Source organism: Paenibacillus algorifonticola (genome assembly GCF_050481745.1).
Classification (GTDB): Bacteria; Bacillota; Bacilli; order Paenibacillales; family Paenibacillaceae; genus Pristimantibacillus; species Pristimantibacillus algorifonticola_A.
Map to the genome: position 1 here is coordinate 1 of NZ_JBCNGR010000048.1, position 15,023 is coordinate 15,023.

The 15,023-nt window shown below is 52.9% G+C and carries 10 protein-coding genes; 9 read left to right on the top strand and 1 reads right to left on the bottom strand.

Annotation, left to right across the window (positions count from 1 at the left end):
- Positions 1-298: 298 nt before the first annotated feature.
- The 4 genes from ABEW34_RS29750 (at position 299) to ABEW34_RS29765 (ending at position 6,414) form a co-directional block, all read left to right on the top strand.
- Positions 299-1,168 (top strand): ABC transporter permease, encoded by an 870-nt coding sequence (locus tag ABEW34_RS29750; protein WP_430164830.1) that lies wholly within the window; start codon positions 299-301, stop codon positions 1,166-1,168.
- 12 nt (positions 1,169-1,180) lie between these two features.
- A complete protein-coding gene (locus ABEW34_RS29755) occupies positions 1,181-2,068 on the top strand; it encodes a carbohydrate ABC transporter permease (RefSeq protein ID WP_430164808.1) in 888 nt (295 codons plus the stop codon).
- A gap of 13 nt (positions 2,069-2,081) precedes the next feature.
- Positions 2,082-4,721 (top strand): glycosyl hydrolase, encoded by a 2,640-nt coding sequence (locus ABEW34_RS29760; RefSeq protein WP_430164811.1) that lies wholly within the window; start codon positions 2,082-2,084, stop codon positions 4,719-4,721.
- A gap of 151 nt (positions 4,722-4,872) precedes the next feature.
- Positions 4,873-6,414, top strand: a complete 1,542-nt coding sequence (locus tag ABEW34_RS29765) for a DUF5597 domain-containing protein (RefSeq protein WP_430164814.1) — start codon at positions 4,873-4,875, stop codon at positions 6,412-6,414.
- Between the two features lie 409 nt (positions 6,415-6,823).
- On the opposite strand, the gene ABEW34_RS29770 is transcribed toward ABEW34_RS29765, so the two are convergent.
- Entirely contained in the window at positions 6,824-7,864 is a 1,041-nt protein-coding gene (locus ABEW34_RS29770) for a LacI family DNA-binding transcriptional regulator (RefSeq protein WP_430164816.1), read from the bottom strand.
- A gap of 282 nt (positions 7,865-8,146) precedes the next feature.
- Here ABEW34_RS29770 and ABEW34_RS29775 point away from each other — a divergent pair, with 282 nt between their 5' ends.
- From ABEW34_RS29775 to glpK, 5 genes are all read left to right on the top strand, one after another.
- Complete coding sequence (locus ABEW34_RS29775; RefSeq protein WP_430164819.1) at positions 8,147-9,940, top strand: DUF5605 domain-containing protein; 1,794 nt, start codon at positions 8,147-8,149, stop codon at positions 9,938-9,940.
- 55 nt (positions 9,941-9,995) lie between these two features.
- A complete protein-coding gene (locus tag ABEW34_RS29780) occupies positions 9,996-11,429 on the top strand; it encodes an L-fucose/L-arabinose isomerase family protein (protein ID WP_430164822.1) in 1,434 nt (477 codons plus the stop codon).
- Positions 11,430-11,493: 64 nt separating this feature from the next.
- A complete protein-coding gene (locus tag ABEW34_RS29785) occupies positions 11,494-12,339 on the top strand; it encodes a transketolase (protein WP_430164832.1) in 846 nt (281 codons plus the stop codon).
- A gap of 3 nt (positions 12,340-12,342) precedes the next feature.
- Entirely contained in the window at positions 12,343-13,281 is a 939-nt protein-coding gene (locus ABEW34_RS29790) for a transketolase family protein (RefSeq protein WP_430164825.1), read from the top strand.
- Positions 13,282-13,293: 12 nt separating this feature from the next.
- A complete protein-coding gene (glpK, locus tag ABEW34_RS29795; protein WP_430164827.1) occupies positions 13,294-14,799 on the top strand; it encodes a glycerol kinase GlpK in 1,506 nt (501 codons plus the stop codon).
- Positions 14,800-15,023 lie beyond the last annotated feature (224 nt).

Sequence of the window (15,023 nt, forward strand, 5' to 3'; positions counted from 1 at the left end):
TGGAACAGCCTATTTGTTTTGGCGAGCATGAGGATTTCATTGGTGGAGCAGGCAGCAGGAGCGTCGTAATAGTGCAAATGAGAAGTCGTCTGAGCGGTAGAGGGCGCAAGGGCGCATGCACTATCATCAAAGTATAAGACAGCGACAAGCTCATGCTGAAGAAAGAAGGGGTTCACCTATGGAACAAACGACGGGAAATAAAGGGACAGTGGCAGCGGCAGCTCCCCAGCAGGCAAAGCAGGTTGCCAAATCAAATGTGAAAAAGAAACAGTTCAAGCGCTATTTGCCTTTGTTTCTAATGATGCTGCCGGGGCTGGCGTATTTGATCATTAACAATTATGCACCGATGTTTGGCCTCATTATCGCCTTCAAAAACATCAATTTTTCACAAGGGATTTGGGGCAGCGATTGGATCGGGCTGCAAAACTTCGAATATTTGTTTAAAACGCAAGATGCCTACATTATTACGCGAAATACAATCTTGTATAACGGCGGCTTCATCATTTTGAATTTGGTCATTGCGGTAGGCATAGCGATCCTGCTCAATGAAATTCGCAGCAAAATTATGGCGCGCTTTTATCAAAGCGTCGTGCTGCTCCCATTTCTCATCTCCATGGTAATTGTCAGCTATTTGGTTTATGCGGTGCTTAGCATTGAAACGGGCTTTATGAACAAGACGGTGCTGCCGTTTCTCGGTCTCGATTCGATTTCCTGGTACAGCGAGGCGCAATACTGGCCTTATATTTTGACAATCGTGCATGTGTGGAAAAGCGTTGGCTTCTACTGCGTCGTTTATTTGGCGGCCATTATTGGAATCGATCAGGAATATTATGAAGCGGCAACGCTTGACGGCGCATCCAAATGGCAGCAGATTAAATCCATTACACTGCCGCTCATTTCGCCAGTTATTACGATGATGACGCTGCTTGCAATCGGCCGGATTTTTTACTCCGACTTCGGCTTGTTTTATCAGGTTCCAATGGATGCAGGTGCGCTCAGTGATACGACGAACGTTATTGACACTTACGTGTATCGCGGCTTAATGCAGCTCGGTGATATCGGAATGTCCTCTGCGGCAGGCTTGTATCAATCCTTGGTCGGCTTCATTCTGGTTCTGCTCGCGAATTATATTGTACGCAAAATCAACAAAGACAACGCATTATTCTAAGGAGTGAATGACATGACGCATGAAAATAAATTATGGCAGTGGTCAGCGAACCTGTTTATGATGGCCGTATCGATTGCTTGCCTGCTGCCCTTTGCCTTGCTGGTTATATCTTCTTTCACCGATGAGCAGGCGATTATCAGCAATGGCTATTCCTTTTTTCCAGAACAGTTCAGCTTGACGGCTTACCGTTATTTGCTTGATCAATCGCAGGAGCTGCTGCGGGCTTATGGCATCACGATATTGGTAACCGTTCTAGGCACGTCGGTCAGCTTGGTGATTACGTCCATGCTTGCTTATCCGTTGTCGAGAAGAGATATTCCGCTGCGTAATCCATTGGCATTTTTCGTCTTTTTCACGATGCTGTTCAACGGCGGGCTTGTGCCAACTTACCTTATTTATACGCAGTATCTCGATATTAAAAATACGATCTGGGCGCTTATTATCCCAGGCCTCCTGATGAACGGCTTTAACGTTATGCTCATGCGCACGTTTTTCATTACGTCCATTCCTGTTCCGATTTTGGAATCGGCTTACATTGACGGGGCTACTGAATTTAGAACCTTTCGCTCGATTGTGCTGCCGCTGTCGCTGCCGATTTTGGCCACGATTGGCTTGTTCCAGACGATTGGCTATTGGAATGACTGGTTTAACGGGCTCGTTTATTTAACAGATCCGAAGCTGTTCAGCATTCAGAACATTTTGAACCGAATATTGACGGATATTCAATTTCTGTCGAACAGCGGCCTTGGCTCGAATGCGGGTCAAAGCATGGCGAAAATGCCTAGCGGCACCGTGCGGATGGCGATTGCTGTAGTCGGCGTCATTCCGATTCTTGTCGCTTATCCATTTTTCCAAAAATATTTTGTTAAAGGCATTACGATCGGTGCGGTAAAAGGATAGGAGGGCGACAGTAATGGCTGAACGCTTACGTCATGTATTAGCAGGCGAAGAAGAAAACTACATTATGCCTCTTCTGTGGCAGCGCGGCGAAGAGGAAGGGCAGATCCGCGAGGAAATGGAGCGAATCTATGCTTCTGGGATCAAGGCGGTCATCGTGGAATCGCGTCCCCATCCGGATATGCTTGGTCCTGGCTGGTGGCGAGATATCGATATCATTATGGACGAGGCGCGCAGCCGCGGCATGAAGGTGTGGTTTTTCGATGACGACCATTTTCCGACGGGACATGCGGCAGGCAAGCTGAAGGAAGCTCCGGCCGAGCTGCGCAGAACGTATTTGGCGGAGCGGCATATCGATGCTGTCGGCCCGGCTCCGCAAGCCTCCTTCCTGCTCAATACCCTGCTCCAGCCGAGCGATAAGCTAGTTGCGGCTGTTGCGGTTAAACGTGAAGGAAAGCCAAGTGCTGATGCGGCTGCTCAGCTTAGCGGATTTATTGAGCTGACAGCCAGTGTGCAAAATAATGTGCTTTACTGGGATATTCCCGCAGGCTTTTGGCGCATTTTCGTTCTGATTGAGACAGCGGAAGGCGCGGAGGAAGCGAAACGCAGCTATATTAATCCGATTGTGCCGGAGTCAACGCAAGTATTAATCGACGCGATTTATGAAGGTTATTACGAGCGGTATCGGAACGACTTTGGCAAAACGCTGGCCGGTTTTTTCTCCGATGAGCCAGGCTTCTACAACGATAAAACGACATTTGACTTTAACTCCAGACTAGGGAAAAAGGGCATCGTTCTGCCGTGGCGCCACGACATGCTGGAGCTGCTGTCCGCCGAGTTCGGACAGCCAGTTGCAGCCTTGCTGCCGCTGCTGTGGTACGAGGGCGGCGAGCAGACGGAAGCGCTGCGCTATACGTTCATGAATACGGTCAGCAAGCTGTATGCCGAGCATTTCAGCGGCAAGCTGGGTGACTGGTGCCGCGAGCGCGGCGTCGAATATATCGGACATATCATTGAGGATAACAATGTGCATGCGCGGCTCGGCTGTGGGCCGGGACATTTCTTCCGTTCGATGTGGGGGCAGGATATGGCCGGCATTGACGTCGTGCTGCATCAAATTATGCCAGGCTTTGACGAGGTGCCGTTTACTTGGATTGCCGGAGAAACGGACAGCGAGTTTTTTCATTATGCCCTAGCGAAGCTTGGTTCATCTCTGGCGCATATCGATCCGAAGAAGAAGGGGCGGGCGATGTGCGAGGTATTCGGCGCCTATGGCTGGAGCGAAGGCCTCAAGCTGATGAAATGGCTGACCGACCATATGCTCGTTCGCGGCATTAACTATTTCGTGCCCCATGCCTTTTCGCAAAAAGAGTTCCCGGATGCCGATTGCCCGCCGCATTTGTATGCACGCGGCGAAAATCCGCAATACCGCTATTATCGCCAGCTCAATGATTATACGAACCGCATCAGCCATTTGCTAAACGGGGGACGCCATTATGCGACGGCGGCTGTGCTTTACCATGCGGATGCGGAGTGGTCAGGCGCTGAGGCGATGCTGATCCAGAAGCCGATTAAGGCGCTGATGCAGGCGCAAATCGATTGTGATGTTATTCCGTTTGACATACTGGCTTCTGGAGCGTATGCGGTCAAGGACGGAGAGCTGCTTGTGGCAAATGAGGAATACCAATGCCTCATCGTGCCTTATGCGGAAGCGCTTCCGGCAGTGCTCGTGGAGCAGCTTGTGGAGCTTGCGGAAGCAGGGCTGAAGGTGCTGTTTGTAGATGGGCTGCCTGCCCGCACGATTGAGGGCGGAGGCGAAGCGGCGGAGCTTAAGCGCCTGAAAGCGCTGGAGCACGCAGCGATTGTTCCGCTTGCGGAGCTGGCGGCGACGCTGCGCCATGAAGGCCTGTACGATATTGAGACGGCGGAAGCCGCGCCGTATTTGCGTTATTACCATTATGGGCATCAAGATAGCGATGTATATTTCTTTTTCAACGAGCATCCTTATGAGGTTGTGGATACGGTTGTTAGCTTCCAGACCTCCGCTCGGATGATGATTTATAACGCCTTTGACAATCAGCTGAGCGAAGCAAACGTGGAGCAGGCTGATGGTGTGAACCGCTTGAGGGTAAGGCTGAGCGCCTACGAGACTTTAATTGTGATGTCTGGAGAAGCGCTGCCGCAACTGGCGGTGCAGACGCTGCCCGATTATACAGCATGTGTGCCGATCGAGCTGTCTGGCGAATGGACGGTTGCAACCTCCGGTTCGCTGCAATATCCGGTATTTGAAAGCTACGGCAAGCTGAGTGAGCTGGAAAATATGAATGCCCCGCACCGGCTGCCGGATTACAGCGGAACGATTCGTTATGAGCTTGTCTTCGATTGGAATGGCGAGGGTGAGCCGTTGTACTTGGATTTGGGTGCGGCGTTTGAGACGGCGGAGGCATCGGCGAATGGCGTGAAGCTGGGTACGGCGATTGCTCCGCCTTATCGCTTTGCAGCTGGCGCGGCTATTCAGCCGGGAACGAACCAGCTTGTCATTGAAGTGACCAATACGCTGGGCAAGCAGCAGAAGGATTTCTTCTCGCGTTTTATGCAGCAGGAGCCGGGCGGTCTAATTGGGCCTGTGCAGCTGCTTGTAAAGTCGAAGGTTTAAGGACTAAGGACTAAGAGTTAAGAGCTAAGGACTAAGGCAGCAGCGAAATTTGTAAAGCTTTAAATCGAAGCGTGGTAAGAACGATGGAGTAAGGCTCCTTTTTTCTCTGCGCTTCTATACGTCACTACTGAAACGGAAGGAGTTATACAGAATGAAGAAAATCCCTCATTTGGTGAACGAGAGTGGTACAGCCACCTTATACGTAGATGGAGAGCCATATCTTGCGCTTGGCGGGGAAATACACAATTCCAGCGCTTCAAATCTTGCTTATATGCAGGAGAAGGTGTGGCCGGAGGTTCGCAAGCTGAATTTAAATACGATTATAGCCCCTGTCTATTGGGAATTAATCGAGCCAGAGCAGGGAACGTTTGATTTTTCGTTAGTTGGGGGCTTAATTGAGCAGGCTCGTGCGGAAAATATTCGCTTAGTACTCCTTTGGTTCGGCTTATGGAAAAATGGCAAGTCCAGCTATGTGCCGAGCTGGGTGAAACGGGATTATGCGACGTATTTCCGTGCCTGCTATGCCGATGGCTCGCCTTCGGATACGATTTCTCCGCTGTGCGAAGCGGCAGTTACGGCTGATGCGGCAGCTTTCCAGCGTCTGATGGCGTTTCTTAAAGCGTTTGATGAGGGAACCCACACCGTTATCATGATGCAGGTGGAAAACGAAATCGGCTTTCTAGGCAGTGAACGAGATTATTCAGCAGCGGCGAATGTTGTTTTTGAAGCAGCTGTCCCTCAGCAGGTAGCTGAGGCATATGGCGTACAGGGCAGCTGGGAGCAGGCTTTTGGAACGGATGCAGGCGAATGGTTCATGGCATACCACTACGCGCTTGCAGTAGAACAAATTGCGAGCGCAGGCAGCGAGTCATATCCGCTGCCGATGTTCGTCAATGCATGGCTGGAGCAATATCCATGGCGGGCAGGCACGTATCCGAGCGGCGGTCCAGTCGCCAAAGTGATGAAAATGTGGAAGCTTGCGGCACCAACCCTTTGCTTGTATGCCCCGGATATTTATTTGTCCAGCTTCGCGGACGTTTGTAAGGAATACACACAGGAGGGCAATCCGCTATTCATCCCTGAAGCGCGGCGTGATGTTTCATCAGCAGCCAATGTGTTTTACGCTATGGGCAAGCATGATGCACTAGGCTTTGCGCCGTTCGGCATAGAAGGCTTTTTTCCTGAGGAAGCTGCAAGCGGCGGGCCAGATTTCAGCATTATGATGGCGCTGAATATTGATTTCTCCGGGTTTATCGTAAATGGAACAGGCCCGTACCTTGCGGCAAGCTATAAGCTGCTTGGCGGCATGCTCGGGCTGATTCAGCAAAATCGCGGCACGGGAAAAATGACCGGCTTTCTCCAGCAAAACGACAGCGGCTGTATACTCCCCTTTTCCCGCTACGATGTGAAGCTGTCCTATAAACGGGCAGCAGAAGGGACGCCTCCTTCGGGAGGGCTAGTCATTGAGCTGTCCGAGGATCGATTTATTTTCGCGGGGATCGGTTTTTCGGTGGAGCTGCTGTCCAAGCAGGGAGAACGCGCGAAGGTCGGCTTGATCCGTGTGGAGGAAGGCGCTTTCGAGCAAAATGAATGGGTGCGAGGCAGAGTGCTGAACGGCGACGAGTCCGCGTATCGCCTAGCGGTAGGCGATTATGCTTCGGCGCTTTATATTGAGGCGTATACGTACAAATAAGGCTTAATATGTACAAACAAAATCGTCGCTGTACCTAGGGCATCTATGCAAACGTAAGAAAGCCAACTGCTGATCGTGCGTAAAGAGAGGCCTGGCGGACACAGCAGCCGCTATTTCAACAGAATCAAGGGTATGCACCGTTTGCGGACACAGGAGCCGCTAATGTGCTGGAAATAGCCATTTTATCGGGAAAATGATGGCAATAACGGATTTCCTGTCCGCGTAAGACCTGAAATTGGATCAAAAGCCAGAATAGCGGAAGCTGAGTCCTCCAAAAAAGAGAGAACGTCCCAAACGTCCCAAACGTCCCAAACGTCCGGAACGTTCTGGGCTGCGTGTTACTGGCAATAATATGAAAAATAGCCCTCCTGGCTTTCGCTCTACGCGTTCATGGAAGGGCTATTTGTCATCAATAGGATGGCGCGCCGGAAGAATGGCGGACGATAAATTGCGTGTCGACGGCAATTTTAGTTTTGACCGCATGGTCCTGTTCGATGGCTTCAATGGCCAAATCGACGGCGAGATGGGCCATGCGCTCTTTTTCAACGTGTACGGTCGTGAGCTCTGGCGAAACAATTCGCGCCTCAGAAATGTTGTCGAAACCAACGACAGAGGTGTCCTCGGGAACGCGGAACCCAAGGTCAGTCAGCGTCTTAATGGCGCTGATCGCGATGTAGTCGCATTCGCAGAAAAAGGCGGTTGGAAGCTGGCGTCCGGCCGCTTGATAGGCGGCGAGCTGATTTTTCAGCTCCTCCTGAAATGAGGTTATCGTCGGGGCGACGGAAAAAATGTCTTTCTCGTCGATCGACAGCCCCCGCTCCTCTAATGCGGACATAAACCCTTTGCGCCGATCATCAAAATTGCTGATCCGCACATTGGATGCCAAATAACCGATATGCTCGTGGCCAAGCTGGCATAGATGCTCACCCGCCTGATAACCGCCCATCACATTGTTGATCGTAATGAAATGGACGGGAAGCGTCTCAAAGCAGGTATCAAGCACGACGAGCTGCGCGGGCAAGCGGTCAGCCAAACTGGCAATTTGCTCTCTATCAAGGTTCGTACCGAGCAAAATGACGCCATCGCTGCGGATATCCTCCGCCAAGGCATGGCTGTCAATGGAAAAAGCGTTGACGTCAATCGACGTAAACAGCAGTGAATAGCCCTTGGCCCGGCAGCGTATCTCTATGTAATGAATGAGCTCGCGGAAAAAAGGCTGCTGATAATATTGCTCCAGTACGATGCCAGAGTTGGCTAAAACGAGAAAGGTCAGCGTTTTGCTGGCGGCTTCCGGCTGCGCGGCTCGTGTTTTAGGCAGATAGCCATTGTCCTTGGCAACCTGCAAAATGCGCTCGCGGGTTTCTTGTCCGATTCCCGGCTTGCCGCTGAAGGCAAGCGAAACTGCTGATTTCGAAACGCCAGCAAGGGCGGCGATGTCTTCCATTTTCACAATAAGTGATTCTCCCTTCGAGCTTTAAGCCGTTTGTTTAGTAAGTTTAGTGTATATCCAGCAGGCATTAAAAGCAATGGACAATCATAGTTTAGCTAAATTATTTAGTTAATATACTAAATTAAAGCGTTTTATCTATATAAACTTATTGACTTGATGCCGATTTGCTGCTAAATTGGGGATATGAATGCAGGAATAATCCATCGGTAGTTTAGTTTTTGTTTAGTTGTTTTGACTAAACTTATAATAGGCCTAAGCAGCAGCCAATAGGAGGATGCGATTATGATTTTTAGTGAAGAAACGAAGATCGGATATATTTGGGCGAGTCCGGAGGGACGGAAGGTTTTGCTGAAGCATGCTCCTGAGCTCGCGCATTCGCCTTATCTTTCATTTATAAAAATGAATACGCTCCCGCGCTTCGCAACCTCAAATCAAGCGTTAATGCGCTCACCGGAATGGGTGGCGGAGGTGCTGGCTGAGCTTGCTGGCATTGCATACGTGATCGAGGATGAAACGGCGCAGGAGGCTGCTTCTGCTTTAGATAACGAGAGACAGGAAACAGGGGCAGTACAGCCTGCTGTGGGGGCATCGTTAGAGGGTGAAGGGTCGGCGAAGCTGCTCGCGCCGGGCGAAGTCGCGCGCTGGGACGTTTATGAGCTGGAGCTGCATGGCCCCGCTCATGGCAACCCTTTCATGGACGCGGCTCTCAGCACCGTGTTCAGCATAGGCGACAGAAGCCTGACTGTACAAGGCTTCTACGACGGAGACGGCATCTACCGCGTGCGCTTCATGCCTGATGCCGAAGGCGAGTGGCGCTACCGCACAAGCAGCAGCGTCCGCGCCATGAACGGCATTACCGGCAGCTTCGCCTGCCGCAGCGCCGAAGCCGGCAACCACGGTCCGGTGCGGGTGGCGGACACGTATCATTTTTCCTATGAGGACGGCAGCCGTTATTTGCCTATAGGTACTACCTGTTATGCGTGGACGCATCAGGGCCAGGAGCTGGAGGAGCAGACGCTCGCCACGCTCGCGCAGACGCCGTTCAACAAGCTGCGGATGTGTGTATTCCCCAAAGCCTACCTATTTAATGAAAATGAACCGCCGCTTTATCCGTATGAGCGCTTGGCAGATGGACAATGGGACTTTACACGCTTCAATCCGGCGTATTTCCGCCATTTGGAGCAGCGGGTTGCAGATTTAGGCAAGCTGGGCATTGAGGCGGACTTGATTTTATTCCACGCCTACGATCGTTGGGGCTTCTCGGAAATGCCGAAGTCGGCGGATGACCGCTACCTGCGCTATATTACAGCGCGACTGGCCGCATACCGCAACGTCTGGTGGTCGCTTGCCAATGAATATGACCTGATGTGGGCGAAGGAGGAGCCGGATTGGGAGCGTTTTGCCCAGATCGTCACGGATAATGACCCTTACGGTCATCTCATCTCCATTCACAATTGCTTCGGGTTTTATGACTATACCCGCCCTTGGATCACCCATTGCAGCGTTCAGCGGGTGGATGTGTACCGGACCGCGGAGAACACTGATCAGTGGCGCAAGGACTGGAACAAGCCGATTGTCATTGACGAATGCGCTTATGAAGGCGACATCGATATGGGCTGGGGCAATATTTCAGGCGAGGAAATGGTGCGCCGCTTCTGGGAAGGCGCGATTCGCGGCGGTTATGTCGGTCATGGGGAGACGTATTTGCACCCCGAGGACATTTTGTGGTGGTCGAAGGGCGGCAAGCTGCATGGCACAAGTCCAGAGCGCATTGCTTTTCTTAGAAAAGTGCTGGAGGAAGGGCCGGAGCAGGGCTTAAATCCGCTGCGGTCCGAGTGGGACGCTCCATCGGCTGGCATTGCCGACACTTATTATTTGTTTTATTACGGCTTCAATCAGCCGCGCTACCGGAACTTTACGATGAAGCCGGGCATCGCGTATGAGGTGGAAGTGCTGGATACGTGGAACATGACGGTAACCAAGCAGGCTGGTATTTATGAAGGAACGTTTCGCATTGAGCTGCCGGGCAAGCCTTACATGGCGATTCGAATGCAGCGTGCCAAAGCGCTTGGATGATAGCTTAACAGCTTGGCCTAATCAATCATTATGAGTCAACAAGGGGGAGTCAGCGGTGAAAAAGTTGAAGCTTGGCTACGCGCCAACAAGGCGGTTTGTTTTTAGTGCAGAGGATGCGTTTCGGTATAAGGTGCTCATTAAGGAAAAAATCGAAAGCTTCGGCATGGATATTGACATTGTCGATCTGGAGGGTCTCAACAGCGAGGGGCTGCTCTATGATGACCATATTAATGCGGAGGAGATTGCGGAGCATTTCCGGCGTGAAAATGTCGATGCGGTTTTTTTCCCGCATTGCAACTTCGGCACGGAGGATACCGTTGCCCGCGTAGGCAAGGCGCTCGGCAAGCCGGTGCTGCTATGGGGCCCGCGCGACGAGTCGCCGCTTGAGGACGGCATGCGCCTGCGCGATACGCAGTGCGGACTATTCGCTTCCGGCAAGGTGCTGCGCCGCTTCAACGTGCCATTCACCTATGTGACGAATACAAGGGTCGATGATCCGGTGTTTGAGCGCGGCTTTACGAACTTTATCGCCGCGGCCAATGTGGTCCGCCAATTTCGCAGCTTAAGGATTTTGCAAATCGGGCCGCGCCCGGCATCCTTTTGGACGATGATGTGCAATGAAGGCGAGCTGCTTGAGCGGTTCGGCATTGAAATTCATCCGATTACGCTCGTCGATATTCAGCGTGCCTCGCAGCGCATTGAGAAAGGCAGCAGCTCGGAGCTGGCGCAAGCGATCGACTATATTAAGGCTAAACTCGACTGGTCGGAAGTGACGGAGGCCGATGTGCGCCGCATTGCTGCGCTTAAGGTAGCGATGAAGCAATATGCCGTGCAGACAGGCAGCACAGCGATTGCCATTCAATGCTGGTCATCGCTGCAGGATGCGATGGGCATTATGCCTTGCCTAGCTAATGCGATCCTCACCGATGAGCAAATTCCAGTTACCTGTGAGACCGATATTCACGGTGCGATTACGTCAGTCATGGTGCAAGCTGCGACGATGAATCAGCATCCAACCTTCTTCGCGGATTTGACTGTGCGCCACCCGGAAAACGCCAATGGCGAGCTGCTCTTCCATTGCGGCAACTTCCCGGTTTCCTTGTCTGTCGAGAACAAGCCGCGGCTGCGCAAGCATTTTCTGTTTGACGATCATGCGCCGGGAACACATGAAGGAGAGATTAAAGGCGGCGGCATGACGCTGGCCCGCTTTGACGGCGACCACGGCGAATACCAGCTGTTTTTGGGCAAAGCCCGCGGGATTCAGGGACCGTACACGCGCGGCTCGTATGTATGGGTTGAGGTTAACGATTGGCCGCTATGGGAAGAAAAACTGGTTAAAGGCCCTTACGTTCACCACTCCGTTGGCATTCACGCCAATGCGATTCCGGCGCTGTATGAAGCGTGTCAATATATTCCTGGCTTGAAGCCAGATGCAGTTGATCCGACAGAGCGGGAAATTCAGGCATGGCTGCGCGGCTCGGGCTTGTAATCGGGATAGAAGGCAACGCGGAGGAAAACAACGAGGAGGGCTAGCGATGGGGAGCAACGCAAGCATGAGCAGCACGGAGCTCAAAAGCAAGGCGGCACAAATCCGGATGGATTTGCTGCGCATGATTCATGGCGCAAAGACGGGACATACAGGCGGTTCATTGAGCAATACGGATATTTTAACGGCCTTATATTATAAAATTATGAATATTGATCCGGCTCAGCCAAAATGGCAGGAGCGCGACCGCTTTATTGCAAGCAAAGGGCATTCCGTGGAATCATTATGGTGCATATTGGCCGATCGCGGCTTTTTCCCGAAGGAGGAGCTTGCGACGTTCAGCCAGTTTGGAACGAGGCTCATTGGTCATCCGAACAATAAAGTGCCAGGCATTGAGATGAACACAGGGGCGCTTGGGCATGGACTGGCGATATCGGTGGGCATGGCGCTTGCTGCGAAGAAGGATGCGAGGGCGAGCCGCGTATTTTGCTTGATGGGCGACGGCGAGCAGGCTGAGGGCTCCGTTTGGGAAGCGGCGATGGCTGGCGCTCATTACAAGCTTGACAATTTGGTTGGCATTATCGACCGCAACCGGCTGCAAATTAGCGGTTCGACGGAAGAGGTTATGGGACTGGAGCCATTGGAGGAAAAATGGGCCGCCTTCGGCTGGCATGTCGTTTCCATCGATGGCAATGATATCGACGCGCTTGTAGAAGCTTTCGAAGCGGCCCCTGCTATAGCCGGCAAACCAACGCTCGTTATGGCGAATACGGTGAAGGGCAAAGGAGTGTCTTTTGCTGAAAATGTTCCGCATTGGCATCATCATGTGCCTAGTGACGAGGAGCTGGCGAAGGCGCTTGCCGAGCTTGAGGCCGTCATCGGCAGCTACACACAGGAAGGGCAGGTGCAATAAGCGATGGCGAATAAAATACCGAATCGGCAAGTCATTTGCGAGACGCTCGTAACGCTGGCGCAGGAGGACAAAGATATTATGGTGCTGGCGAGCGACTCGCGCGGCTCGGCGGCAATGGCACCTTTCGCGAATGCTTATCCTGAGCAGTTTGTAGAGGTCGGCATCGCGGAGCAAAATATTGTCGGCATCTCAGCAGGGCTTGCCCATAGCGGCAAAAAGCCATTCGTAACGTCACCAGCCTGCTTTCTGAGCATGCGCAGCATTGAGCAAATTAAAGTCGATGTCGCTTATTCGGGCACGAATGTGAAGCTGGTTGGCATTAGCGGCGGCGTCAGCTACGGCGCACTCGGCATGTCGCACCATTCGGTGCAGGATATCGCCGTGGCGCGGGCAATACCGGGGCTGGCGATTATTTTGCCAGCTGATCGCCATGAGACGAAGCGAATGACCGAAGCGCTTGTTCAGCATGAGGGTGGCGTGTACGTCCGTATCGGCCGCAATCCGGTCGAAGACAGCTACGAGTCGGATGACTATGAATTTGTTATTGGCAAGGCCGTGACGATGCGTGAAGGCACGGATATTACGATTATTGCAACAGGGGAGACGGTAAGAATCGCTCTGGATGCGCAGGCAGAACTGGCGGAAGCGGGCGTGGCGGCACGCGTGCTGAACATGCATACGATCAAGCCGCTTGATGAGGAAGCCATCGTGCGTGCTGCACAGGAAACAGGCGGCATCATTACCGTTGAGGAGCACAGCATTCATGGAGGTCTTGGTGCAGCGGTTGCTGAGGTGGTTGTGCAGCAGCATCCGGTGCCGATGCGGATTTTGGGCATTCCCGATGAACCGGCGATTGCAGGCAAAACATCAGAGGTGTTTGAGCATTATGGCATTAGCAGCAGCAATATAAAAGCGATTGCTTTAGGCATGCTGGGAAAGTAGAGGGCAGGGGCGATGGACAAAAGCTATCTGCTGACGATTGACCAAAGCACTTCCGGCACGAAGGCGCTCGTCATTAATCGTGCGGGCGAGGTCGTGTCGCGCAGCTCTGCAGAGCATACACAGTATTATCCGCAAGCAGGCTGGGTGGAGCATGACCCGCTGGAAATTTATGGGCGGGTGAAGCAGGCAGCGAAGGAAGCACTGCGAGCGGCAGGCATAGCGGCGAGCGAGCTTGCGGCACTTACCATTACGAATCAGCGGGAGACCGCTGTGATGTGGGATAAGGAGACGGGGCAGCCTGTTTATCGCGCCATCGTCTGGCAGTGCCAGCGAACCGCGGAACGCTGCGATGCGCTAAAGGCGGACGGTTTGGAGCCGTTGGTACAGGCGAAGACAGGTCTGCTGCTTGACCCTTATTTCTCCGCGGCAAAATGGGGCTGGCTGCTGGAGCATGCCGCTGGCGCCAAAGAGCTGCTCGCAGCAGGCCGGCTGCTCGTTGGTACGATCGACAGCTGGCTGCTGTGGAAGCTGACAGGCGGGGACGTGCATGCGACCGACTATACGAATGCGAGTCGGACTTCATTGTTTAATATCCACACGCTCCAATGGGATGTGGAATTATGCGAGCTGTTCGGCATTCCGCTTGCTGTGCTGCCCGAGGTGAAATGCTCTGATGATCGATTCGGTTATACGAACGACTCGGATTTATTCACTGAGCGAGTTCCGATCGCGGGCGTCGTAGGCGATTCACAGGCTGCGCTGTACGGGCAGCTGTGTCTGGAGCCCGGCATGGCGAAGGCTACGTATGGCACCGGAACATCGGTGCTGATGAATGTGGGCAGCAAGCCGGTCGCTTCCGGCAATGGGCTGGTGCTCGCCATTGCCTGGGGGCTCGGCGGCAAAATGACCTATGCGCTGGAAGCGGTCATTCGCACCTCCGGCGACAGCATGCGCTGGGTGCGCGATAATCTGGGGCTGTTCAGCTCGTTTAGCGAGCTTGCGCAGCTGCTTGAGGAGACGCCGGATAATGACGGCGTCTATCTTGTCCCAGCCTTCGTTGGGCTGGGAGCGCCCTATTGGAAGCCGCATGCCCGGGCGGCGATTACCGGCATGAGCCGGGGAACGGGCAAGGCGCATATTGTGCGCGCCGCCCTGGAAAGCATCGCGTATCAGGTGCGCGATGCGGCTGAGCTGATGCAGGCGGAGACCGGCATCGCCTTGAAAGGTTTGCGGGCCGATGGCGGAGCATCGGACAATGCCGTGCTCATGCAGTTCCAAGCAGACATGCTCGGGCAAGCTGTCTCGAAATCCGGCGTAGCGGAGCTATCCGCTATGGGCTCCGCCTATATGGGCGGCGTAGGTGCAGGCTTTTGGGCGAATGAGGAGCAATTGGTTCAGCTATTGGGCGGTAAGGAGAGCGCTTATCGCTCGTATGCGCCTGCAATGAAGCAGGAGGAGAGAGACCGCTTGTACAAAGGCTGGAAGCAAGCGGTTGCTTCTGTATTGCATGAAGGCTAGATATAAAGTCAACATTTAGATGACTTTTACATGACTAGAGGCAATGATGCGTGTTATAATACGATTAGAAAATGCGTACAATGCAAAGAGAGCCGTGCGTCAACACGACTCTCCGCGCAATAGCCGCTTTTAAGGGCGGTAGGCTCCGCAATGAATGAGATATACGAATAGACCGCATTCCTTTGCTAGAGGGCGGTCTATTTTCGTTGTGCGACTTGTTTTGC